The following is a 21,779-nucleotide window of genomic DNA, read 5'->3' on the forward strand; positions in this document are numbered from 1 at the left end:
TACCCGGCACGACGCGCTGCGGTTACCTGGTGAATCCTTGCGCGTCTCAATAGCGGAGGTTGATTATCACGTAGAGTTTTTTGCCAGTGTAATTGAAGGACGCCGCCTCAAAAGTCGGCGGCCCGAACAGCGCCGCCGCATCGTTCGAAAATCCGTAGCCCTCTCTCGGCATCCCGAAGGCGTTCATGTTGAATTCGCGATCGTTGTTTTCGTCGTGATACACCACCGCCGCGTATGGACCCGGTTTCAATCCAATGAACTCGCAAACTGCTTTGCCATGATGGATCGGCGCCCACGCGTGGCTCAGCACTTTCGTATCGTCGCGCGGATAAGCCACCGGATCGTTGAATAGCGAGCATCCGACCTGACCAGCGTCGTTCTGCAGCCCGACGACTTCGATATTCAGCGCATTCTCCGCTCCCGCAGCCGGCGCCGCAGTCGGACTCGGTGCAGCGGTTGGCGATGCGGACATTCCCGCGCCCGCAGTCGGCGTCGCGATCAAAGTGGCGATCGAAGTCTCGGCGGGCGTAGCGATCTCCGCGCGAATCGGCGTCGCACACGCGATCGCCATCACCACGATCGCCGCGACGAACAACCCCGCCCGAATGCGCAAAATAAAAGCGCGCGCGCGTAAAGCAAAAGAAAAGAGGGCCGCGTGCGACCCTCTCTCTCTCGCTTCGGAACCAAACAATTCCGGCACAAGCTTAGTACTGATTGATCACCGTGACGCCGACATTCTGGAACGTGTTCATCTCCTCGAAGACCTTGTTGATGCCGTCGAGGCCGCAGGTGCCGGTGATCATTCCCTTGGGCGACACTTTACCCGCCTGGACCATTTGCAGCATCGCGGGATAGTGCGACGCCTGCATCCCGAGCGACGCGATTATCTGCAGTTCCATCGTCACCATTCGATCGATTGGCACCGAAATTTCGCCGCCTTCCGCCGACGTCGTGAGTCCGATCTGCAGATGACGCCCCTGCTTGCGCAGACTCATGATCGAGTTGCGGCAGGTGGTCGCGATTCCGAGCGCATCGACCGACACATGAGCGCCGCCGCCGGTGAGTTCCAGGATTTGCGGAATCGGATCGACCTTTTTAGCGTTGATCACGTGCATCGCGCCGAGGCCCTTGGCCAATTCGAGTTTTGCGCTATCGAGATCGACACCGATCACGTTGGCGCCGATCGCCGCCGCGATATTGATCGCCGAGAGTCCGATTCCGCCGCATCCGTGCACGACGACCCATTCGCCCGGCTTCACCTGTGCGCGATCCACAATTCCATGGAACGACGTCATGAAGCGGCATCCCAGCGAGGCGGCTTCGACGAATCCGATACTCTCCGGCAATTTCACGAGATTAAGATCCGCGAACGGCACTGCCACCAGATGACCGAATCCGCCGTGATACGAAAAGCCCGGCAGCAGCGGCGTCAGGCATACGTTGGATTGTCCGTTGCGGCAATATTCGCAGGTGCCATCGCCCTGGCTGAACGGCACCACGACGCGATCGCCCTTCTTGAAATTCCTGATGTCCTTGCCGACTTCCTGCACGATGCCGCTAAACTCGTGACCTAGAATCGAGCCCGGCTGCGCCGCCAGTCCCATCCACGACCAATCGCCCGACCACGCATGCCAATCCGAACGGCAGATGCCGTTGGCCTCGACTGCGATGATCGCGCCATTGGCTGCGCATTCGGGATCGGGAACATTTTTTACGACCAGAGGCTTTTTGGCCGCCTCAAATACTGCTGCTTTCATTGCTTGGGTCCTCCTTGACCAGGATCTTTGATTTTCGATTACAGCCGATGCGGTCGGCAATTCCAATGCGCCGCCGATTTGCGACGCGAGGGCGATCCTTCGTATAGCGCCTTTCCCGTCGCATCGGCAAATCGCGGTATAGAGTATCTAGCGGAGTGCTAAATTCAAACTCGGACTTTCGTCTTTGTCTGCGATCGGTAGTTGGAGCAATTTCTCGGCGAGTCGATTGGCACGCGGTAGCAGTTCGGCGCGCCTATTCTTTGAAATCTTCGGGGACAGTTCTGGTCGCACGGTCGGCAGCAGGAGCGCGAGCAGCGTCGGGCGGCACGCCGCGAGGCGCCGACGCGCCCACCACATGGAGCGTGCTCGGATCGCCGTGCCGGATGACTTCTCCCGGGCCAAACGGCGGCTAACTACAGCAATCGGAAAGTCCACCTCCGCCAGCCGGCTTACATACCTTGAGTATAGGCATACGGATACGTGGGACTAGCGATCAGTGCCGTTGTCGCCGATCCCTGCTTCTTGCAGGCCCAACTTGATGGCCACTTCTAACTTTTGGTCCAAGACGATCCGCCACCAGTCATGCCTTTGCAGCAAGGAATCTCGTTCTTGCTGAAGGAATAATGGAAGGGCCGCTAAGGCAGCATAATCTTCTGTCCCGGCAGTATAGAGCTTTTGCTCTTCCAAGAGCAGACGAACTAAGAGAGGGAATGCGATAGCGGCTACTGAGAGATGAGTCTGGTCGTCGCTCCATTTCCGTGGCTGACTCGAGTGCCTCTTTCCGTGCGCGAAATCTCCTCGAAGCGCGCAGAACTCTCCCAGCCACTCGCAGAGAATTTCCGCGTCAATGCTTAGTCGTTTAGCTGGTTTCGACACATGCCTGCTGAACTCATTCACCGTTTCAGCCTTTTTGTGAGTCGCCTTGGTGGGCTTGCCAAGGATGCGCTGAAAAGCGCTGCACATCAAAACCCAGTCGACACGCCAGCTAATATCCTGACTCTCCGAATTTGCCCGGATAAATGTGACGATTGCTTCACGCCACTTCTGCCATTCATCCACTTTCCAGTTCTGTCGCGCATTCCAGAGCGCACCAAGAAGTTCCTCGGGCAACGCTATTTTATCAACGACGGCTGTATGTATCGGGCGGTGATACCTTACGGGGAAACCGCCTTGTAGGACGAAACGGCCATCGCGTCTTTTGGTTCTGAATGCATTGTCAGCGCTGAAGGAGTCGCTCCAAGAGCAGGAATGAAGACGAAAGCAGTCGCCGTTAGACCATCGTCCGTGCTCGCATTCAAAATCGCGGTCGGCTAGCGCAGAAAAGCAGGCGATCGCTACAAACTCTTGAAGGGAGGCACTCTCCTCGTTGGGTAAGTCTGCCAGTAGGCCGCGACTACTACACAGAGCGACGGTAAACTCGCTCACTGGTTGTTCTTCAAGATCGCAAAAGTGATCGAGAATACTAAGAACCGACTTTACGTCCGTAGGGTTGAGAACTGCCGATTGTTTGTTGCGCGAAAGGGGCAATAACGTGAAGTCACCGATCGAGTAAGGCTTTTGCAAACGACACCATGGCAGGAAGTAAAGGGTAGACATTCACTTATATTATAGAGTTGATGTTGCCTCCATGGCTGATCGCTCGCGTGCCACGTTGGAAAATTATCTGATTTTCGATTACGGCCGATGCGGTCGGCAATTCCAATGCGCCGCCGATTTGCGACGCGAGGGCGATCTTTCGTATAGCGCCTTTCCCGTCGCATCGGCAATTCGACGACAACTTCATCCGATCAGCCGCGCGACGGTCTTTTCGAACTCCGCGACGTTGTTGCCCGCTTCGATTTCCACCGGATGCAGATCGACGCCCGCCTCTTCCTGCTGCTTCAGCCGATCGAGCGCGCCTTCAATTCCGCCGACGTAGCCAAGCTCGCTCAGCATCTTCGGCGGCACTGCGGCCGTGCCGGCTTTCGCGCTGCCCGCATCCCACGCCTGCTTGATTTTTTGCACTTCGTCGCCGAAGCCGAATCGCGTCAGTTGCTCCGAATAGAAGGTACCCATCCGCGCCGCGTAGAACGCGACCGTGCCCGCATGTCCGGCCATCGCGCGTTCAGGATTGTTCGTCACCGTGACTCCGCCCGGCGCTTTGACTTCGACCGCGCGCGGCTCGCGGCCCCCCTCCGTCACGATTTTCCGAAAATCGCCGATCGCGCCTTTCAGCGAACTCACCGGAATCATCACCGGCAGCCATCCGTCCGCCTGCCGCGCGGTGAACTCGACGCTCTTCTTGTTGAGCGACGCGATCCACACCGGGATATGCTTGCGCACCGGCTCGAAGCGAATCGTAAATCCGCGCTTCAGCTTGAACAGCTTGCCGTCGTAGTTGAGCGGCGTGCCCGCCATGATCATGTTGATGATCTCGACCGTCTCTTTCATCCGCGTCAGCGGCGGATTGAACGGCACGCCGTGGAAATGCTCGATCACCTGCGGACCGCTGGTGCCAAGTCCGATTATCATGCGCCCGTTGCTGAGCTCATCGAGCGTGCCGAAATGCTGCGCCAGCGCGGCCGGCGTGCGCGAGTAGATATTCACGATCGAAGTCGCAAGCTGAATCTTGCTGGTATGCTCCGCCAGCAGCGTCAGCAGCGTGAACGCGTCGCGGCCCCACGCCTCGGCGACCCACACCGAATGGATTCCCGCCGCGTCCGCGAGTTTCGCGCGTTCGATCACCGCCTTGAAATCGAGCCGGCCCTGCCAGTTCACTCCGATTGCCAGTTTGCGCGCCATGATAATTCTCCCTTGCTACGCGAGGTCGCGAATTCGCTCGTACCATTGCCGCGACGACGTTCCTTATATCCGCGCGACTTGCAGTGAAAATGCAACCTCGTCGCGAATCAGCGCCCTGATATGGCAGCCGCGCTCCGCCACCTCGACCAGCCGATGGAGTTGCTCGTCGTCGATCGCGGTCTCAACTTGAAGTTCTACTTGAATTTCCTTGACGTGCCCCTTTTCGTTCGACCGCGCCTGAACCGACGTGCGGCCGACCTGCATTTTGCGCGCACGCGCCGCTACCCGCAGCGACATCAGCAGGCACGATCCGAGCGCGCCCAGAAATGACGACACCGGATCGGGCGCGCTCGCATCCTCGGCCGAAAGCGGCCATCGAAGCCCGCCGTATCTCACCTCGGTCTTGAGCGATTCGCCGACCGCCTCGATTCTCACCTCGCGATGACGCTCCGGCGCAGCAGTTTTCGTGTTCGCAACAGCGCCGAGAAAATCCGGCGCCTCGAGCAATGCCTTCACCCGCGTCGTGAAGCGCGACGCGTTCGCGCCGTCGAGTCCGCGATGATCGTATGCGATCGCAATCTGCATCGCGGGCCGCACTTCCGCACGCCCTTCGATCGCCAGCACTTCGTCGTGAATCGCACCGACGAACATCAGCGCCGATTGCGGAGCGAATATCACCGGCGTGCCGTTCTCGATTCCGTATGCCCCCAGGTTCGATACCGTGAACGTCGCGTTCTCGATGTCGGCGGGCCGCAGTCGCTTGTTCCGCGCGCGCTCCGCGAGTTCCGCCGCTCGCGCACTGATCCCCTTGATATCGAGCGCGCCCGCGTCGTGAATCACCGGCACCACGAGTCCGTCTGGCGTATCGACTGCGATCCCAAGATTGATCTGGTCGTAGATCAGCCGCTCGCCATCGCTGTAGCTCGCGTTGATGCGCGGATTCTCTTTCAGCGCGAGCACCGTGGCGCTGAGGATCACATCGGTCACCGACACGCGACTGCCGGCCGCATTGATCGATTGCCGCGCTTCGAGCGCGCGCTTCATGTCGATTCGCACCATCTGCACGAAGTGCGGAATTTCCTTCCAGCTCGACGTGACGTTGCGCGCGCCGACCATCTGAATCCGCGTGAGTTTCTCCCGCCGCGACGGCGCCAGCCCTTCTGTCGCAAACCCTGGCGTCGATGCGGGCATTTGCGCCGTCGGTTGCTCTGCGATTTTCTTCTCGCCGATTTTGCGAACGTCGTCTTCGGTAATCATGCCGTCGGGGCCGCTGCCCGCGACACTCGACAAATCGATTCCGCGTTCCGCCGCGATCCGCTTCGCGCGCGGCGACGCGATCACTCGCTTCGCGCCCGCTGCCGACGCCGCCTTCTGCGGCGACGATACCGCCGCCCCCGAATTGCTCGATGCCGTCTTCGCCGGCGCCTCCACTACCGATGCCGTCAAATCGCTCGCCGTCTCGCCCTCGCGCACGATCTCGCCGAGCGGCAATCCCACGCCGACCACCACGCCTTCATCCGCCAGCACTCGCGCGAGCACGCCCGCCGCCGGCGACTCGATTTCGATTTCCGCCTTGTCGGTCTCGACCGTCAGCACCGCCTCGCCTTCGCGAACATTGTCGCCCGCGCGTTTGTGCCACTTGAGCACGGTTCCCTCGGTCATCGTGTGGCCGAGCTTGGGCATCTGAATGAGAAATGACATCTGGCAGTTCGACGATTCGCGCGCCGCGATTTCGCTAACTCAGCAACTCGCGGCAGGCTTGATAGATTTTTTCTTCGTTCGGGATCACAAACTTCTCGAGCGCCGCCGCAGTCGGTATCGGCACGTCGGGCATCGCAACGCGCCTGAGCGGCCGGTCGAGATATTCGAGCACTTCTTCCATCAGCATCGCGCCGATTTCCGCGCCGACGCCGAGGGTCTTGTAACTCTCCTCGGCCACCACGATTTTTCCGGTCTTCTTCACCGATTCGATAATCGCCGGCCGGTCGAATGGATTCAGCGAGCGTGGATCGATCACCTCGATATTGTGCCCCTCTTGCGCCAGCCGTTCCGCGACCTTCATCGCCTTCGGCACCATCGCGGAAATCGCGACCAGCGTCAGCGCATCGCCCTCACGGCGAATCGCGGCCTTGCCGAGCGGCACCAGGTAATCTTCGTCGTCGGGAATTTCGCCCTTGGTCGCGTACAACAATTTATGTTCGAAATACAGCACCGGATTGTCGTCGCGAATCGCGCTCTTCAGCAGTCCCTTCGCGTCGGCTGGCGTAGCCGGCGAGACGATCCGCAGTCCCGGCGAATGCATGAAAAACGCCTCGGGACATTGCCCGTGCTCGGGACCGACGCCCGCCGCACCCGACGGACATCGCACCACCATCGGCACCTTGAACGCTCCGCCGTGCACGTAGCGCCACATCCCGGCTTTCAGCACGATCTCGTCGGCGGTAGTGAAAAGAAAATCCGCGAACTGCAACTCGACCACCGGCCTGAGTCCCGTGATCGCCGCGCCCACCGCCGCGCCGACGAACGCATTCTCCGATATCGGCGTATCGAACACGCGCTCGGCGCCGAACTCTTCCTGCAAGCCGCTCGTGATGCGAAAAATTCCGCCGAAGTTCGCGACGTCCTCGCCGTACAGCACCACCGTCGGATCGCGCCGCATCTCTTCTTCGAGCGCTTCCTTGATTCCCTGTGCGTATGTAATCGTCCGCATTTTTTTCACCGACTAGATGCCTGGCCCGGTTGCGGCCTCAGGCGTAGAGGTCTTCAAGCGCAGTCTCGGGTTTCATGAACGGCTGCTTCTCCATGAACGCGATTGCGCGATCGATCTGCGCGCGCGCGTCCTTGTCGATTTCCGCCTTCGCCGCCTCGCTGAGCAGTTTCTCTTCGATCAGCTTGTTCTCGTAGATCGGCAGTGGATCTCGGCGCCAATGCTTCTCGACTTCCTCGCGCGAGCGATACGTGTCCGGGTCGCCAATCCAATGCCCCCACAGGCGATAGGTCTTGCCTTCGATCAGCGACGGCCCCTTGCCCGCGCGCGCATACGCGACCGCCTCGCTCACCGCGTCGTACACCTGCTCGACGTCATTGCCGTCGATCGTTTTGCCGGGCACGCCGTAGCCGTGGCGCCGATCCGCGATATCCTTGACCGAGGTCGATTGCTCGGTCGGCACCGATACCGCCCATCCGTTGTTTTCGCACAAAAAAATCACCGGCAGTTTTCTGACCGCGCAAAAATTCAGGCTCTCGTGGAACGTGCCGCGATTCGATGTCCCGTCGCCGAAAAAACACAGCACGACTTTGTCTTCATGCTTCACCTTGATCGACATCCCCGCGCCCGCCGCGATCGGGAAGCATCCGCCGAGCGTGCCGCTCTCGCCGAGCACTCCAAGCTCGGGAAATACTACGTGCATCACGCCGCCCTTGCCGCGATTGGTGCCGCCCTCGCGCCCCGACAAATCGCACAAGACCCGCTCGATCGGGATTCCGCGCGCGACCCAATACGCGACCCCGCGATGCGCATACATCATGTAGTCGTCGGGTCTCAGCGTCGCGATCGCCGCCACTTGCAGCGCTTCCTGCCCGACCCCCGGATGCATAAATCCGCCGACCTGGCCCGCCTTGATCAACTCCGCGATTCGTTCCTCGAGCCGCCGGCTGAGAATGATCTTTTTATAGATGTCGAGCTTCAGTTTTTTGTCCATCATTTTGTATCACCTCGCGAAAGGCCCAAGTACGGCGGTCTGGACGAGCACTGTTCAGATGAGACCCCTTTAAAACGGTTCCGTCCTGCAACCTAGCCGAATCACCGGCATTCCTACAAACCCGCGATTGATGCTCGGCGTTGATTGCCATCCGGCGCTCGATTCTCGCCGATCGCCAGCGCGTAACGACCGACCGCTGCAAGCTCATTGTCGTATCCGCGCCCGAGTAGCATCGTAGGCAAGTGACGATCACCGTGTAACGATTGCTGCGACCTCGCATCGTAAGGAGGTATCCCGCGATGGCGCTTAGACGCTGGAAATTATCGATCGCATCCGCATTCATCGTGGCGGCGCTGGCGTCGTCCGCGATCGCTCACGACATGGGCGCGATGGACCACGACGATTCCAACTCCAACAGCAGCGGCACTGGCGCGATGGGCCAGATGGGCGCGCACATGAAAATGGGCGCGCATATGACCATGACCGATTCGCGCCCCGCCACGCCGGCGGACACGGAGCGCGGCGAACTGATCGTCAAGACGATGCGCGACAAACTCACAAAGTATCAGGACTACAAAGTCGCGCTCGCCGAGGGCTACCTGCCCTACATGGAGACGGTGCCGCAGGACGTTTTCCACTTCGCGAGCCGCTCCGCAAGCGCCGCCGAATACATGGGCGAATTCGATCTCGCGCATCCCGGCTCGCTGCTGTACGAAAAACAAACGCTCGGCGGATACAAGCTGGTCGGTGCGATGTACTCCGCGCCGCCGACCGACGACCCTGCGGAACTCGACAAGCTGATTCCGCTCAGCCTGTCGCATTGGCATGCGCACACCAATATCTGCCTGCCCGCGGGCGTGACCGAAGACGACGTGATCAACGGGCGCATCATGCCGAGCCATCCCAAATTCGCGTCGTCGCTCGATCACTCAAGTGAGATGAATCACGGCATGCAGATGCGCGTGGGATACCTCGCCGACGCGCGCTTCGGCTTCACCGGAACAATTTCCGAACAGGCGGAATGCGAAGCCGTCGGCGGCACGTTTCACAAACAGATTTTCGGCTGGATGGTTCACGTCTATCCCTTCGCCGGCGACGATCTGAAAGTCGCATTCAGCACCGAAGCTCCCTAATGCGGCGATCCCAGGAACAACGTGAACGCACCTGACTATTCGGTCCTCGATGAAGCGCTCGAGATGCTTTCCGACTGCGGTCCCGAGTTCGGCGGCGGCCTCTCGAATCACGGACCGATGTGCGCGGAGGCGATGTGCGCGATGGGCCGGCGCGATCGCGTGCTCGCATGGACCGAGAATTATCGCAAGCAACTGAACCCGCGCATCGCGGAACGCGAGAAAATCACGAACGCAAATTGGCGTGAAGCGCTCGGACGTTTCAAGCGCGCCGGCGACTGGTCCGCGTTCTTCACCAACGAACTAAAAGAACGGCCGTGGCATGAAGTCGTTCAGGATTGGGTCGAACGACTGTCGCCGGGATTGATCTCCGCCGCTGCGCACGGCGCGATTCGCACCGGACATGCGACCCGCTCGCTCGCAATTGAAGATACCGCGCAACGCCGCCGCGAACTAGCCGACGCGCTCGGCTACTGGGCCGCCGTTTACAACACGTTGCCCGGCGAGAAACGCGATCGCGGTTCCGCGATGCCGTCCGCCGCGATCGATCGCGTCGAAGTGATTCCGCACGGCGAGCGCGGCAGTGGCTTTGCCTCGCTCGACGCCGCGCTCAAGCAACTCGATCACTTCAAGCCGTTCGAGAACACGCTCTCGATGGTCGATACCGACGCCGACCCTTCGGCCTTCGTCTCCGATCTGACCGCCACCTTCGCGCGCGTCTTTCTCGCCAATGCGCACGACTTGCTGACCGCGATCGCATTCGTTCATGCGGTGACTGGTCCATCCGCGGTGCGCCCAATGCTTCCTTATCTGCGCGCCGACGCGGTCGCACCGGCGCTCGGATATGCATGGCAGGCGTCGGTCGCGCTCTACTCGACTTTCAGCATCGCCGCGCCACTCAAGATCGAGGAACCCTCCACTGCTATCTCCGACGACGAGCTAATCGATCGAGCGATCGCGACCGGTGACGAGCACGCGATCAAGTTTACAGAGGTGTGCCTGCGCGAAGATCGCCCGCATCGCGATCCCGCCTACCGCCCCGCCGCCCTCCACGCAATCAGATTGCTGAGCAACGGTTAGATTGCCGCGTTACTTGCGGCCGGAGTACACCGCGAAGATCAGATTCTTGTAGGCGCAATCGATCGAGCGAAACCCCGCCTCGCGCATCCATTCGAGCTGATCATCGAGCGTCGCCGACCGATCGAACTTCATCCGCTCGATTGCCGCCGCCAGATCCTGCTCGTCCACGCCGAGGTCGCGCGCCCGCGCGATCCATCGTTCGTGATTCAGCCGCTCGAGCTCCGGCGTCGCGCCGCGGAATTGCTCCGCGTTGACGAATACCCCGCCGTCGTTGAGCGCGTCGTGGATTCGTTTGAACAGCAAGCGCTTTTGCTCATCGGGCAGATGATGAATCGATAGCGCCGACACCACCGCATCGTATTTTCTGGTGATCGGCGCGATGCCGTAATCGCTCACCTCGAACTGAAACCGCTCGCCGCCAAGCTCGAAGCGCTCGCGCGCCCGCTCGAGCATCTCGTTCGAGATATCGACCATCGTGATGCGCGCCTTCGGAAAACTGTACGCGATAAACGCCGCGAGCATGCCGGTGCCCGCGCCCAGATCGAGCACTTCGATCTCATTCTCATGCGGAAACGGAATCAGATCGATCGCGGTGCGATAAAAATCGTCGAAGCCCGGCACCAGCTTGCGCCGGGTTCGATCGTAATCCTCCGCCGCCAGATCGAACGCGCGCTGAACCGAATTTGCCATTGGCCGATTCTGATGTCGCGACTGTCGAGAATCAACTGTGTTTGGGTGCGATGGCGAAGAAGTAGAAGAAAACGAGTAACCGCAGATTCTTAAGCTGTTTGCCGTCGCGCGCCGATTACCGCACCTGTCTGGGTAGGGCGGGCGTCCCTGCCCGCCTCTCGGTCTCTGCATGATAAGGACCGCTTCGCGGATCCGGAACCGGTACCGGCGTCGCTTTCGCGCCGCTGTCCGAGATCCTTCGACTCCGGCAGCCTTCGCTCAGGATGACGAACCGGGCACTCGCGAAAGAGGCGGGCAGGGACGCCCGCCCTACCCGTGCGGGGTCGCGGACCGAGGGACTTGAGACTGCGGCCAATCGGCGCGCAACTCCAAAGTTGATAAAGCGGCGAGCCTTGTAGTAGAGATCGTGAGGCTTGGATCGAAAATAATTCCCGGTCAGGATTTCGCTCAGGCGAAACCAATCGAGGTAGCAACGATGAAGAAACCAATCATTTCAGCCGACTCACACATCACCGAGCCGCCGGGCACGTACGTGGATCGTATCGACCACAAGTACAAGGACTCGGCGCCGCACATGATTCACGACGACAAGCTCGGCGACATCTTCCTGGTCAAGGATTTTCCGCGTCCGATCAATATCGCGCTCGCCGCCGCGGCCGGTATCGATTCGTCCAAGCTCAGGGCGACCGGCGGCATCTTTGAAGAGCTGCACAAGGGCGGATGGGATCCCAACGCGCGCATGGCCGATCAGGATCGCGACGGCGTCGCGGCCGAAGTGATCTATCCGACCGTCGGCATGATCCTCTGCAACCATCGCGACTTCGATTACAAGAAGGCCTGCTTCGACGCCTACAATCTATGGATCGCGGAGTACTGCGGCGCGCACCCCGATCGCCTCATCGGATGCGGCCAGACCGCGATGCGCTCCGTCGAGGAAGGAATCGAAGATCTCCGCAAGATCAAGGAACTTGGATTGAAGGGCGTCATGATGCCCGGCAACCCGCAGGTCGAGGATTACGACAGCCCGATCTATGCGCCCTTCTACGAGGCCGCGATCGATCTCGAACTGCCGCTCAGCTTCCACATCCTGACCAGCAGCACCGACAACTTTCAGACTCGCGGCCCCAAGCTGAACAGCTTCCTGTCGATCATCCGCGGATGCCAGGACATCATCGGCACTTTCGTTCTGGGCGGCGTGTTCGAGCGCCATCCCAAGCTGAAGGTCGTCTGCGTCGAGGCCGACGCCGGCTGGGTTCCTCATTATATGTACCGGATGGATCACGCCTACGATCGCCATCGCTACTGGCTGCCCGCGGGCACGCTCACCAAGATGCCGAGCGAGTACTTCCGCGAGAATGTGTACACCACGTTCCAGGATGACTACGTCGCGTTCCAGGTGAAGGATCTCTGCAACATCCATCGCCTGATGTGGGCGAACGATTTCCCGCATAGCGATTCGACCTGGCCGTGGTCGCAGGAAATCCTCGCCAAGCAGACGCTCGGCATGACTGAGGACGAGAAAAATTTCGTCCTGCACGACAACGTCGCGGAGTTGTACCACCTGAGCATCTAGTTTCGAGTTCGTTTCGGCACGGCGCCGGCGCGATCCGCGATCGCGCCGGCGCACGTTTTTTTGTGCGACGGATTTCGCATCTCGGCGGCGACTGCTGATGCTCCGACATATTCGAGAGCGGATCCTTCCTTTGCCTGCCTCGCCCGCTTGGTTGCGGGAGAGGTCGGCAGCGGCGAATAGCCGATGCCGGGTGAGGGTGCAATCGGCGCGTGAACGAAAGCCGGAAAAACGATCCGGGATTCTTCGCTTCGCTCTGAATGACAAAAGAGAGTCGCTGATCTCGCTTTTTTGCCTGCTAACGCGTGTAGGTGGTTCGCGACGTTCGATCGAGATCCCTCGACTCCAGCAGCCTTCCCTCGGGATGACGGAAAAGAGAACTTGCTGGGGATGACGGAGTTCGAGAAACCTTCGCTTCGAGATGACGGAGTCGCGCTTGGTTCGTCCTGCCATTTGAATGCTTGAAGATACTTCCATGCCGATTGCGCACGCACTATCGTTCTTCGATGTGGCATCGGCGCCGACATTGATCGAATCGTTCGCTATCGTCGCTGCGATCGTCGCGCTGGCGATTACGATTCCCGCGCACATCAGACCTACGCGACTTCACCGCCGCGCACTCAAGGAGAATGCCGCATGAAGACCAAGGCGCCGAAATGGATCGTCGTCCTGCTATGGATCCTGGCAGCGATGGATATCGTCACCGGCGTCGAGATGTTCTTTTTCCCGTCGTCGTGGTTTTTCAAGCTGGTGCCGGGCGTGCCCGACACCGGCCCCTTCAACGCGCATCTGGTGATGGATGGCGGCACGTTCTTTCTCGCGGTCGGCGTCGGTCTCGCCGCGGCCGCCTACGATCCGTATCGCAACACGATCGCGATCGTCGTCGCCGCGGTGGCCGGCGTGATGCATTCGATCCTGCATATCTGGTCGCATGCTGAGGGCTTGCTTTCGGATAAGCATCTGCCGACCGAACTTTTCGGCATCCTCGCTCCGGCGATTTTGTTGATCGCGATAGCAGTGATTCTTTATCGCGGGCCCGCGGCCCACCAACTCGCCGCTGCGCGCGCCGCGTGACTCAGGAGATCAATCGTGCGTATCGAACCGCTTGAAGAAAATCAGTTCCACTGGATGCTCAAGCCGCTCGTCTGGATAATGAAGCGCCGGATGCACAAGGTATTGAACCCCTTCCGCGCGTGGGCGTATCGACCCGGCCTCACCGTCGCGATGACCATCTTCACGCAATCGGTCGAGGCATCGAAGGTGACGGACCCGCAACTGAAGCGGCTCGTCTGTCTGCGTTCGGCGCAAATGATCGGCTGCGTGTTCTGAATCGACATCAATGCTGCCGGTGGCAGCGCGACTGGAATCAGCGACGAAAAAATCGCCGCGGTCGGCGACTACGTCGAGAATCCGCTCTTCACGCCGGCTGAGCGCGCGGCGCTGCGCTACACGGAGGAAATGACGCTCGGCTCGGTGGACGTTCCCGATCAGGTGTTCGAGGAACTGAAGCGCCACTTCAATACAAAGGAGATCGTCGATTTGACGGCGACCGTCGCGATGGAAAATATGCGGGCGCGGTTCAATCGCGCGCTGCAAGTCGAAAGCGACGGCTTCTGCGACCTGCGGGCTCATCGCGCGGCCCGCGCGACCTCGTCTGGCGCCGCACGCGGGGTGAATTTCCCGCGTCGGTCGATTCGAGGACGGGCCGCTTGCTTCAATCGCCGATTGCGATTCCGCCCGGCGTTCGAAGCTCCGTCAGATCGGCGACGCTCGACGGACCAACTATCACGGCGACCGGCGCGACGTTGCCGCTGCTGCTCTGCTTGTAGACCGTGATACTTCCGCAGTTGAGCGCGCCGCAACTCGGGCCTCCAGAACCATTCGCGACGTAGATGCGGCCGCCCGCGATCGCAATCGCATACGGACTGGCAATCATGGTCTTGTCGCCCTGAATGGTTGCGAGCGGCGCGACGAAGCCGCTGCTGCCGGCCGCGTACTTCGTGACGCTGTCAAAATTGACTGTGTAGATGTTCGCCGCGGCGTCGAGCGCAATACCCCTTGCCGTAAGTGGATGTTCCGCATCGCCGACGATCTTCGCGATCGGCGGAACGTCACCGCTGCTGCCCGCCGCGTACACCCGGATGTCGCGATTGTTAGCGACGTAGATGTTGCCCTTGGCATCCACCGCCACGCCCGTCGGCTCCAATTGTCCGAACCCGAGGATGGTGTTCAGCAAGGGGTGACCCGCGGCCGCTGAGTACTCGGTGATGCTTCCGCAAAGCGCCGGGAACACGCAGGGGCCGATGCTCGCCGTGTAGATGTTGCCGGCGGCATCGAGCGCGATGCCAAATTTATTCTCGCCGTCATCGATCGATGCGATCGGCGGCACGTTGCCGCTGGCGCCCGCCGCATACGCCTCGATGCTGCTGAACAGCGGCGTGCGGTTCTGCGCGTAGATATTGCCCGAGCCGTCGAGCGCGATGCCGATTGGACCCAGGTTGGAGCCGACGGAGAGTTGCGTAGCGTCGCCCTCGATCACGGCGGACGGCGCCACATTGCCGCTGCTGCCGACCGGGTACTCCGTCACCCTGCCCGCGTCAAAGTTCCTGACGTAGATCGTGCGCGGCAGAAAAGCCCAAGTGTAATCCGTACGCATCCGATCGCCCGTGGCTACCGTCCCGCAAATCAGCGCGCCGGCCACGGTGACACCGTTGCCTGCCGAACAGTTTCCCATGTCCGCCAGCACGGTTCCTTTTACCGTGGCCGCGTTGCCGAACCTCGCGTTGCCGCCGACGTTCCAAATCAGTTCATCGGCGGTGATGCCGCCCTTCAGTAAGATGCGTGCGCCGTTGCCGAGGCTTAAATCGCCGGCGACATTGATCGCTCCATAAGCGTCCTCGAGACCATCGATAACTATTCGCGCTCCGTTCCCAGCCGTTATCGACGGTAGCTTGATGACGTTGAAGCCCGGCGCCAGAGCGATCGTCGCACTGCCACCGTGCGGAAGGTTGATCGGCTGGAGATTTTGGGTCGGGTTGAGTGCGCCAAGTTCTGACGCCGCGGACGCCGCGTCGCCAACCGCCGCGCTCAATTCATTCAACAGCGGATTCTGCCCGCCGTTATCCAACCCAGCGCGGCAGGAACTGGCGTGGCCGATTGTGATCGAGCCGCCACCGCTGACGCATTGTCCCTGCGTGCGGCTGCCGTTCCCAACAGTTATCGCCCGCGCCGAGGCCGCGCCGGCAATCACGCTGGCGCCGGTGCCGCTCCCGTTACCCAGCCGGACGGTAGTTCCACCTATCAGCCCGGTTGCTCCGGGACTTATGCTCGCGGCGTTGCCGATTCGAACGCCGCCGTCGGTCGCCAGCACGGCGAAATGGCGTGCCGCGCCGAGGCCGCCTGCGTGCGCGGATAATGCGGTACCCGCAACTGCCCAGGTCAGTCCCGCCACGATCGAGGCATAGCCCCGCAGTTTCATATTCTGTGCTCCCTGGTCTGTTTGGCCGCGCGATTCGGATGTCGTGGGCCGGGTACTGCAAGAAGAACGCATTCCGGACTGTAGGCAGTGGGCTGGTATTCCGCAAGGCACTTGGATTCGCCGGCGGGTTTGATTGCGATCGCTTTTGGCGTGGACGACGGTGAAGCGATGGATCACGGAGATTCGCGATTTTATTGGCTCGCCGCAGCCTGATAATATCCGCCTGAGCTAAGGTAGGAACGGCCGTGGGCATCGATGCTCACGGCTGCATCTTCGCGGCGCGGTGCGCGCCAGACCGGGAAGTTGAAAGGCAATTCCAAGTTGAAGGAACAGCGTGCATCGCGCACGAATCTCCGCATTTCGACGATCGCGCGGCAAGCCCGCCTGCGAGCGCCGATGCGCGCGATCGCGCGCGCCGCGATGCTCACGATGATCGCACTCGCGATGCTCAATTCAGGATGCTCGCGCGGAGCCCCGGATCAGGGCTTCGGCGGCGGGGCCGAGGTCGTGCCCGTGCTGGCCGCCAAGGTCGTGCAGAAAAATGTCGCCGAATCGATTCGTGCGATCGGCCGCGTCGAGGCCTTCTCGACCGTTGATATCAAGGCGCAGATCAACGGCCAGGTCACGCAGGTTCATTTCCACGAGGGTCAGGACGTGAAGAAGGGCGACTTGCTTTTCACGATCGATCCGCGCCCGTTCGAAGCCGCGCTGCATCAGGCCGAAGCGAATCTCGCCCGGGATCGCGCGCAATTCAAGCAGGCCGACGCCAACGAAAAACGCTACGCTTACCTGGTCAAGCAGGGTGTCGGCTCGCCGCAGCAATACGATCAGGCGCAGGCCGCGGCCGCCTCGCTCGCCGCGACGCTCCAAGCCGACGAAGCGACGGTGCAAACCGCGAAGTTGAATCTCGGCTACACCGCGATTCGCTCGCCGATCGATGGCCGCACCGGCAACTTGCTCGTCCACGCCGGCAATATCGTGAAGCCGGACGCCGACACGCCGATGGTCGTGATCAATCAGGTGCATCCGGTGTACGTGACGTTCTCGATTCCCGAGCAAAAGCTCGCGCAGGTGCGCGAGGTCATGACGACGCACAAACTGCCGGTCGAAGTTTCGTTTCCGAACGTGCAGCAAACCGAAACCGGCGAGATGAGCTTCGTCGATAATTCCGTCGATGCGAAAACCGGCACGATTGCGCTCAAAGGCCTCTTCGCCAACACCGACGGACGGCTCTGGCCCGGCGAGTTCGTCAACGCGACGCTGATCGTCGCCGAACGCGCCAACGCGATCCTGGTTCCGTCGCAGGCCGTGCAAACCGGCCAGCAGGGATCGTATGTTTTCGTGGTGGCGCCAGGCATGAAAGTTGAGTCGCGCAAGATCGTCATCGGCGCCTCGATCGACGGACAGACCGTCGTGACCGGCGGGCTCAAGGCCGGCGAAACCGTCGTCACCGACGGCCAGTTGCGCCTCATCCCCGGCTCCAAGGTCACCATCAAGAGCGGCCTCACCGACCACGAGGTCGCGTCATGAATATCGCCGAGACCTTTATTCGACGACCCGTGATGACGACGCTGTTGTCGATGGCGATCCTGCTGTTCGGCGTGATGGCGTATCGCTACCTGCCGGTGAATGATCTGCCCAACGTCGATTTCCCGACGATCGTCGTCAACGCGGGCCTGCCCGGCGCGAGTCCCGAGACGATGGCGTCATCCGTCGCGACGCCGCTCGAAAAACAGTTCTCGACGATCGCCGGCCTCGACTCGATGACCTCGACCAATATCCAGGGCTCGACCAGCATCACGCTGCAATTCAACCTGACGCGCAATATCGATGCAGCCGCGCAGGACGTGCAGGCAAATATCGCCGCCGCGCAATCGCAGTTGCCGCACGGGATGCCGAGTCCGCCGTCATACAAGAAGTCGAATCCCGCCGACTCGCCGATTCTCTTCCTCTCGCTCGGCTCGCACACGATGCCGATGTCGCAAGTCGATGAGTATGCCGAAACCTACCTCGCCGAGCGCATCTCGATGGTCAGCGGCGTCGCGCAGGTGCAGGTGTACGGCTCGGCGAAGTACGCGGTGCGCATCCAGGTCGATCCGAAGGCGCTGGCGACGCGCGGAATCGGGATCGACGAAGTTGCGAACGCAGTCGCCAACGCCAACGTCGATATGCCGACCGGCACGCTCTACGGCGCGCATCAATCGTTCACGGTCGAAGCCAAGGGCCAGCTCACTTCGGCGGCGGCCTATCGCCCGCTGATCGTCGCGTATCAGAACGGCTCGCCGGTGCGGCTCGAAGACGTCGGCCGCGTGCTCGACAGCGTGCAGAATGACAAGAACGCCGGATGGTCGAACGGCGAGCCGTCGGTGGTGCTCGCGGTCCAGCGCCAGCCCGGCACTAACACGGTCGAAGTCGTGGACAGCGTGCGGCGGCTGCTGCCCGCGTTCCGCGCCGAGGCGCCGCCCGCGCTCCACATCGAAGTGCTGGGCGATCGCAGCGAGACGATTCGCGCCTCGGTCAACGACGTGCAGTACACCCTGCTGCTCACGATTGGCTTGGTCGTGATGGTCATCTTCATCTTCCTGCGCAATCTCTCCGCCACCATCATCCCGAGCCTCGCGCTGCCGATGTCGATCGTCGGCACCTTCGCCGTGATGTGGATGCTCGGCTACTCGCTCGACAATCTGTCGCTGATGGCGATCACGCTGGCGGTCGGCTTCGTCGTTGACGACGCGATCGTGATGCTCGAGAACATCGTGCGCCACATGGAGATGGGGAAGGACGTGCTGCGGGCGTCGCTCGATGGCGCCCAGGAAATCGGCTTCACGATTCTTTCGATGACATGCTCGCTCGCCGCGGTATTCATCCCGGTGCTGTTCATGGGCGGCATTCTGGGCCGCCTGCTGCACGAGTTCGCAGTCACGATCGGCGCGGCGATTCTGGTTTCGGGCTTCGTCTCGCTAACGCTGACTCCGATGCTCTGTTCGCGATTCCTGAAACCGCCGGGCAGCGAGCGCCACGGCCATCTGTTCATCGTGACGGAACGTTATTTCGATCGGCTGCTCGACGCCTATCAGCGCAGTCTCGGGTGGGTGATGCGTCATCGCCGCGGCACGATGTACTTTTCCGGCGGGGTGCTGGCCGCGACGATATATCTTTTCTATGCGGTGCCGAAGGGCTTCCTGCCTTCCCAAGATCAGGCCCAGCTTTCGATCTTCACACTCGCGGCGCAGGGAATTTCGTTCGACGCGATGGTCAAGCATCAGCAGGCCGTGGCGAGCCTGATCAAGGATGACCCGAATGTACGCAGCTACTTCGTGAGCGTCGGATCGAATGGACCGGGCGGCAGCACCAATTCCGGAATCATCTTTTTGCATCTGAAGCCGCGCTCGGAGCGCAAGCTGAGCGTCGATGAACTGATCACTAAATGGCGGCCGCTGCTGAACGGGGTGCCCGGGATGCGCGCCTTTCTGCAGAACCCGCCCGCGATTCGGATCGGCGCGCAATTCACCCGCAGCATGTATCAGATGACGCTGCAAAGTCCGGATACCAGCACGCTCTACAAGTACGCGCCGATACTCGAGGCCAAGTTGCGCGAGGTCCCCGATTTGCGCGGGGTGAACAGCGACCTGCAACTGCAAAATCCGCAAGTCACGATCGATATCGATCGCGACAAGGCGCACTCACTCGGCATCTCGGCCCAATCGATCGAGGACGCGCTTTACTATGCGTATGGCTCGCGCCAGATCTCGACGATTCACGCGCCCAACAATCAGTACTGGGTCGTGATGGAAGTCGCGCCCGAGTACCAGAACGAACCCTCGACGCTGTCGCTGCTCTACGTGCGATCATCGAAGGACACGATGGTGCCGCTCGACACGATCGTGAAGTTCACGCGCTCGCTCGGCCCGTTGCAGATCAATCACTCGGGGCAATTGCCGTCGGCGACGATTTCGTTCGACGTCGCACCGGGCGTGTCGCTCGGCAAAGCGCTCGGCGAAGTTCACCAGATCGCCGCCGCAACACTGCCCGATACGATCACGACCAACTTCCAGGGCACCGCGCAGGCCTTCGAGTCGTCGCTAACGGGCCTCGGGATGCTGCTGGTGATGACCATCCTCGTCATCTACCTGGTGTTGGGCGTGCTCTACGAAAGCTTCATCCATCCGATCACGATTCTGTCGGGCTTGCCGGCGGCGGGACTCGGCGCGCTCTTGACGCTCTGGGCCTTCGGCATGGAACTCGACCTGTTCGCTTTCGTCGGCGTAATCATGCTGGTCGGCCTGGTCAAGAAAAACGCCATCATGATGATCGACTTCGCGCTCGACGCGCAGCGCACCGAAGGCAAGTCGCCGGCCGAAGCGATCTTCGAGGGATGCATCATCCGCTTCCGGCCGATCATGATGACCACGATGGCGGCGCTGATCGGCACGCTGCCGATCGCGATCGGACTCGGCGCGGGCGGAGAGTCGCGGCGTCCGCTCGGCGTCGCAGTCGTCGGAGGGCTGTTCTTTTCGCAGTTCCTGACGCTCTACATCACGCCGGTTTTCTATACCTACATGGAATCATTCGAGGAGCGGTTTCATGCGTGGCGCGCCCGCCGCCGCGGTATCGCAGAGGCCGAAGCCGCTCCCGCGATTCCCGCCGCCGATCCGGAGCGCACCCGCCGCCTCGCGTCATGATGACGGACGCCATGCGGCCACCGAATTCGCTGCTCTTTACCTCGCCCGTTATTTTACGGGAGAGGAGGCCGAGTCGCGCCAGCGACGAGGTAGGTGAGGGTGCCGGATCGCGCGCTAACGCACTTTCGATCGATCGTTTTCGATGTCAAGCACCCGTGCGATTACTTCGACTACAGCATCCGCGCCGTTCATCACCTCGGAGTTCCAGAAGCGCATGACCCTGAAACTCAGGTTCTCGAGGCGCCTGGTCCGCGCCTCGTCGTAGCGCCTGAGCTGGTCCAGATGCTGTTCGCCGTCGAGCTCGACTATCAGCCGCGCTTTGATGCAGCAAAAATCAACAATGTACTCGTCGATCGGCACTTGCCTTCGAAATTTCCAGTTGTCGAGATCTCGATTTCGGAGGATCGACCAGAGTCGCTTCTCCGCGTCGGTAGCCTCGCGACGCATCCTGCGCGAGCGGGCGAGAGCTTTGCTCGAAGTCAGTCGCGGTGGGACGAGGTCGGGCATGGATGAAGAATTGCACAATATGCTGGCAGTGGTGAACTATCAGGCGATCCAGCACCCTCACCTGCCTCGTCGCGTTCCGCGACTTCGGCCCCCTCTCCCGTGAAAATAACGGGAGAGGTAGAAGAAGCGCCTTCTCAGCGTGTCGCTTACATCTCTCCCCAGCGTCATAGGGCGAGGTATCGCAAGGGCGGCTCCTCGATATATCGGCGCCATCTCTCTTAAAAACAATGCGACCGTGCGTTACTCCAAACCGTAAAATCTGAGCGCGTTGTGATGCAGGATATTTTCGCGCGCGCTTTCCGTGAGCACGCCGAGCGCCCGCTTCACCTCGCCGACCACGCCCGGATAGATGCAGTCGAAATGCGGATAGTCGGAGCCCCACAGCACGTTGCGCTCGAAGCCA

Annotated in this window: 20 protein-coding genes; 7 read left to right on the plus strand and 13 right to left on the minus strand. The window is 61.0% G+C overall.

What is annotated here, in order from left to right; all coding sequences use genetic code 11:
• Positions 1 to 46: 46 nt before the first annotated feature.
• The 8 genes from Q7S58_RS14120 to Q7S58_RS14150 form a co-directional block, all read right to left on the minus strand.
• The gene (locus tag Q7S58_RS14120) at positions 47 to 613 is read right to left on the minus strand and encodes a DUF2141 domain-containing protein (protein WP_304826834.1); all 567 of its coding nucleotides are present in this window, start codon (positions 611 to 613) and stop codon (positions 47 to 49) included.
• Positions 614 to 704: 91 nt separating this feature from the next.
• Positions 705 to 1,757: a zinc-dependent alcohol dehydrogenase family protein gene (locus Q7S58_RS14125; RefSeq protein ID WP_304826837.1), complete on the minus strand. Its 1,053-nt coding sequence runs from the start codon at positions 1,755 to 1,757 to the stop codon at positions 705 to 707.
• A gap of 147 nt (positions 1,758 to 1,904) precedes the next feature.
• Entirely contained in the window at positions 1,905 to 2,192 is a 288-nt protein-coding gene (locus tag Q7S58_RS22230; RefSeq protein WP_370655521.1) for a DUF1156 domain-containing protein, read from the minus strand.
• Between the two features lie 51 nt (positions 2,193 to 2,243).
• The gene (locus tag Q7S58_RS14130) at positions 2,244 to 3,353 is read right to left on the minus strand and encodes a hypothetical protein (protein ID WP_304826840.1); all 1,110 of its coding nucleotides are present in this window, start codon (positions 3,351 to 3,353) and stop codon (positions 2,244 to 2,246) included.
• A 183-nt stretch (positions 3,354 to 3,536) separates the two neighbouring features.
• Positions 3,537 to 4,538: an LLM class flavin-dependent oxidoreductase gene (locus Q7S58_RS14135; protein WP_304826843.1), complete on the minus strand. Its 1,002-nt coding sequence runs from the start codon at positions 4,536 to 4,538 to the stop codon at positions 3,537 to 3,539.
• A gap of 63 nt (positions 4,539 to 4,601) precedes the next feature.
• Positions 4,602 to 6,239, minus strand: a complete 1,638-nt coding sequence (locus Q7S58_RS14140) for a 2-oxo acid dehydrogenase subunit E2 (protein ID WP_304826845.1) — start codon at positions 6,237 to 6,239, stop codon at positions 4,602 to 4,604.
• Between the two features lie 34 nt (positions 6,240 to 6,273).
• Positions 6,274 to 7,248 (minus strand): alpha-ketoacid dehydrogenase subunit beta, encoded by a 975-nt coding sequence (locus tag Q7S58_RS14145; protein ID WP_304826849.1) that lies wholly within the window; start codon positions 7,246 to 7,248, stop codon positions 6,274 to 6,276.
• Positions 7,249 to 7,285: 37 nt separating this feature from the next.
• Positions 7,286 to 8,242, minus strand: a complete 957-nt coding sequence (locus Q7S58_RS14150) for a thiamine pyrophosphate-dependent dehydrogenase E1 component subunit alpha (protein WP_304826854.1) — start codon at positions 8,240 to 8,242, stop codon at positions 7,286 to 7,288.
• Positions 8,243 to 8,538: 296 nt separating this feature from the next.
• Here Q7S58_RS14150 and Q7S58_RS14155 point away from each other — a divergent pair, with 296 nt between their 5' ends.
• Together Q7S58_RS14155 and Q7S58_RS14160 are read left to right on the plus strand one after the other, a co-directional pair.
• On the plus strand, positions 8,539 to 9,372 hold the full coding sequence (locus Q7S58_RS14155) for a hypothetical protein (RefSeq protein WP_304826857.1): 834 nt from the start codon (positions 8,539 to 8,541) through the stop codon (positions 9,370 to 9,372).
• A 21-nt stretch (positions 9,373 to 9,393) separates the two neighbouring features.
• Positions 9,394 to 10,449: a questin oxidase family protein gene (locus Q7S58_RS14160; RefSeq protein ID WP_304826861.1), complete on the plus strand. Its 1,056-nt coding sequence runs from the start codon at positions 9,394 to 9,396 to the stop codon at positions 10,447 to 10,449.
• A gap of 9 nt (positions 10,450 to 10,458) precedes the next feature.
• On the opposite strand, the gene Q7S58_RS14165 is transcribed toward Q7S58_RS14160, so the two are convergent.
• Positions 10,459 to 11,139: a class I SAM-dependent methyltransferase gene (locus Q7S58_RS14165; RefSeq protein ID WP_304826864.1), complete on the minus strand. Its 681-nt coding sequence runs from the start codon at positions 11,137 to 11,139 to the stop codon at positions 10,459 to 10,461.
• Positions 11,140 to 11,614: 475 nt separating this feature from the next.
• Here Q7S58_RS14165 and Q7S58_RS14170 point away from each other — a divergent pair, with 475 nt between their 5' ends.
• From Q7S58_RS14170 to Q7S58_RS14180, 3 genes are all read left to right on the plus strand, one after another.
• A complete protein-coding gene (locus tag Q7S58_RS14170) occupies positions 11,615 to 12,712 on the plus strand; it encodes an amidohydrolase family protein (RefSeq protein ID WP_304826867.1) in 1,098 nt (365 codons plus the stop codon).
• A gap of 472 nt (positions 12,713 to 13,184) precedes the next feature.
• Positions 13,185 to 13,349, plus strand: coding sequence for a hypothetical protein (locus Q7S58_RS14175; RefSeq protein WP_304826870.1), 165 nt, complete (start codon positions 13,185 to 13,187; stop codon positions 13,347 to 13,349).
• Positions 13,346 to 13,783, plus strand: coding sequence for a hypothetical protein (locus tag Q7S58_RS14180; protein ID WP_304826873.1), 438 nt, complete (start codon positions 13,346 to 13,348; stop codon positions 13,781 to 13,783). Before Q7S58_RS14175 ends, Q7S58_RS14180 begins: the two co-directional genes overlap by 4 nt.
• A 9-nt stretch (positions 13,784 to 13,792) precedes the next feature.
• On the opposite strand, the gene Q7S58_RS14185 is transcribed toward Q7S58_RS14180, so the two are convergent.
• Positions 13,793 to 14,341, minus strand: coding sequence for a hypothetical protein (locus Q7S58_RS14185; RefSeq protein ID WP_304826876.1), 549 nt, complete (start codon positions 14,339 to 14,341; stop codon positions 13,793 to 13,795).
• Between the two features lie 82 nt (positions 14,342 to 14,423).
• The gene (locus Q7S58_RS14190; protein WP_304826879.1) at positions 14,424 to 16,187 is read right to left on the minus strand and encodes an ice-binding family protein; all 1,764 of its coding nucleotides are present in this window, start codon (positions 16,185 to 16,187) and stop codon (positions 14,424 to 14,426) included.
• A gap of 255 nt (positions 16,188 to 16,442) precedes the next feature.
• Here Q7S58_RS14190 and Q7S58_RS14195 point away from each other — a divergent pair, with 255 nt between their 5' ends.
• Both Q7S58_RS14195 and Q7S58_RS14200 read left to right on the plus strand, forming a co-directional pair.
• A complete protein-coding gene (locus tag Q7S58_RS14195) occupies positions 16,443 to 17,717 on the plus strand; it encodes an efflux RND transporter periplasmic adaptor subunit (protein WP_304826882.1) in 1,275 nt (424 codons plus the stop codon).
• Positions 17,714 to 20,869 (plus strand): efflux RND transporter permease subunit, encoded by a 3,156-nt coding sequence (locus tag Q7S58_RS14200; RefSeq protein WP_304826885.1) that lies wholly within the window; start codon positions 17,714 to 17,716, stop codon positions 20,867 to 20,869. The genes Q7S58_RS14195 and Q7S58_RS14200 overlap by 4 nt, the downstream gene beginning before the upstream one ends.
• Positions 20,870 to 20,983: 114 nt before the next feature.
• Here the strand turns inward: Q7S58_RS14200 and Q7S58_RS14205 are convergent, their stop codons facing one another.
• Together Q7S58_RS14205 and Q7S58_RS22235 are read right to left on the minus strand one after the other, a co-directional pair.
• Positions 20,984 to 21,376 carry an endonuclease domain-containing protein gene (locus Q7S58_RS14205; protein WP_304826888.1) on the minus strand — a complete coding sequence of 131 codons (393 nt, stop codon included), beginning with the start codon at positions 21,374 to 21,376 and terminating at the stop codon, positions 20,984 to 20,986.
• A 240-nt stretch (positions 21,377 to 21,616) separates the two neighbouring features.
• Entirely contained in the window at positions 21,617 to 21,763 is a 147-nt protein-coding gene (locus Q7S58_RS22235) for an amidohydrolase family protein (RefSeq protein WP_370655522.1), read from the minus strand.
• Positions 21,764 to 21,779: the final 16 nt, after the last annotated feature.

Origin of the sequence: Candidatus Binatus sp., assembly GCF_030646925.1 — a bacterium.
Taxonomy (GTDB): Bacteria; Desulfobacterota; Binatia; order Binatales; family Binataceae; genus Binatus.

Excerpts from the sequence above, each read along its gene's own strand:
- Q7S58_RS14125 (WP_304826837.1), bottom strand. The coding sequence starts at position 1,757 with ATGAAAGCAGCAGTATTTGAGGCGGCCAAAAAGCCTCTGGTCGTAAAA.
- Q7S58_RS14130 (WP_304826840.1), bottom strand. The coding sequence starts at position 3,353 with ATGTCTACCCTTTACTTCCTGCCATGGTGTCGTTTGCAAAAGCCTTAC.
- Q7S58_RS14135 (WP_304826843.1), bottom strand. The coding sequence starts at position 4,538 with ATGGCGCGCAAACTGGCAATCGGAGTGAACTGGCAGGGCCGGCTCGAT.
- Q7S58_RS14140 (WP_304826845.1), bottom strand. The coding sequence starts at position 6,239 with ATGTCATTTCTCATTCAGATGCCCAAGCTCGGCCACACGATGACCGAG.
- Q7S58_RS14145 (WP_304826849.1), bottom strand. The coding sequence starts at position 7,248 with ATGCGGACGATTACATACGCACAGGGAATCAAGGAAGCGCTCGAAGAA.
- Q7S58_RS14150 (WP_304826854.1), bottom strand. The coding sequence starts at position 8,242 with ATGATGGACAAAAAACTGAAGCTCGACATCTATAAAAAGATCATTCTC.
- Q7S58_RS14155 (WP_304826857.1), top strand. The coding sequence starts at position 8,539 with ATGGCGCTTAGACGCTGGAAATTATCGATCGCATCCGCATTCATCGTG.
- Q7S58_RS14165 (WP_304826864.1), bottom strand. The coding sequence starts at position 11,139 with ATGGCAAATTCGGTTCAGCGCGCGTTCGATCTGGCGGCGGAGGATTAC.
- Q7S58_RS14170 (WP_304826867.1), top strand. The coding sequence starts at position 11,615 with ATGAAGAAACCAATCATTTCAGCCGACTCACACATCACCGAGCCGCCG.
- Q7S58_RS14175 (WP_304826870.1), top strand. The coding sequence starts at position 13,185 with ATGCCGATTGCGCACGCACTATCGTTCTTCGATGTGGCATCGGCGCCG.
- Q7S58_RS14180 (WP_304826873.1), top strand. The coding sequence starts at position 13,346 with ATGAAGACCAAGGCGCCGAAATGGATCGTCGTCCTGCTATGGATCCTG.
- Q7S58_RS14185 (WP_304826876.1), bottom strand. The coding sequence starts at position 14,341 with ATGAGCCCGCAGGTCGCAGAAGCCGTCGCTTTCGACTTGCAGCGCGCG.
- Q7S58_RS14190 (WP_304826879.1), bottom strand. The coding sequence starts at position 16,187 with ATGAAACTGCGGGGCTATGCCTCGATCGTGGCGGGACTGACCTGGGCA.
- Q7S58_RS14195 (WP_304826882.1), top strand. The coding sequence starts at position 16,443 with ATGCTCACGGCTGCATCTTCGCGGCGCGGTGCGCGCCAGACCGGGAAG.
- Q7S58_RS14200 (WP_304826885.1), top strand. The coding sequence starts at position 17,714 with ATGAATATCGCCGAGACCTTTATTCGACGACCCGTGATGACGACGCTG.
- Q7S58_RS14205 (WP_304826888.1), bottom strand. The coding sequence starts at position 21,376 with ATGCCCGACCTCGTCCCACCGCGACTGACTTCGAGCAAAGCTCTCGCC.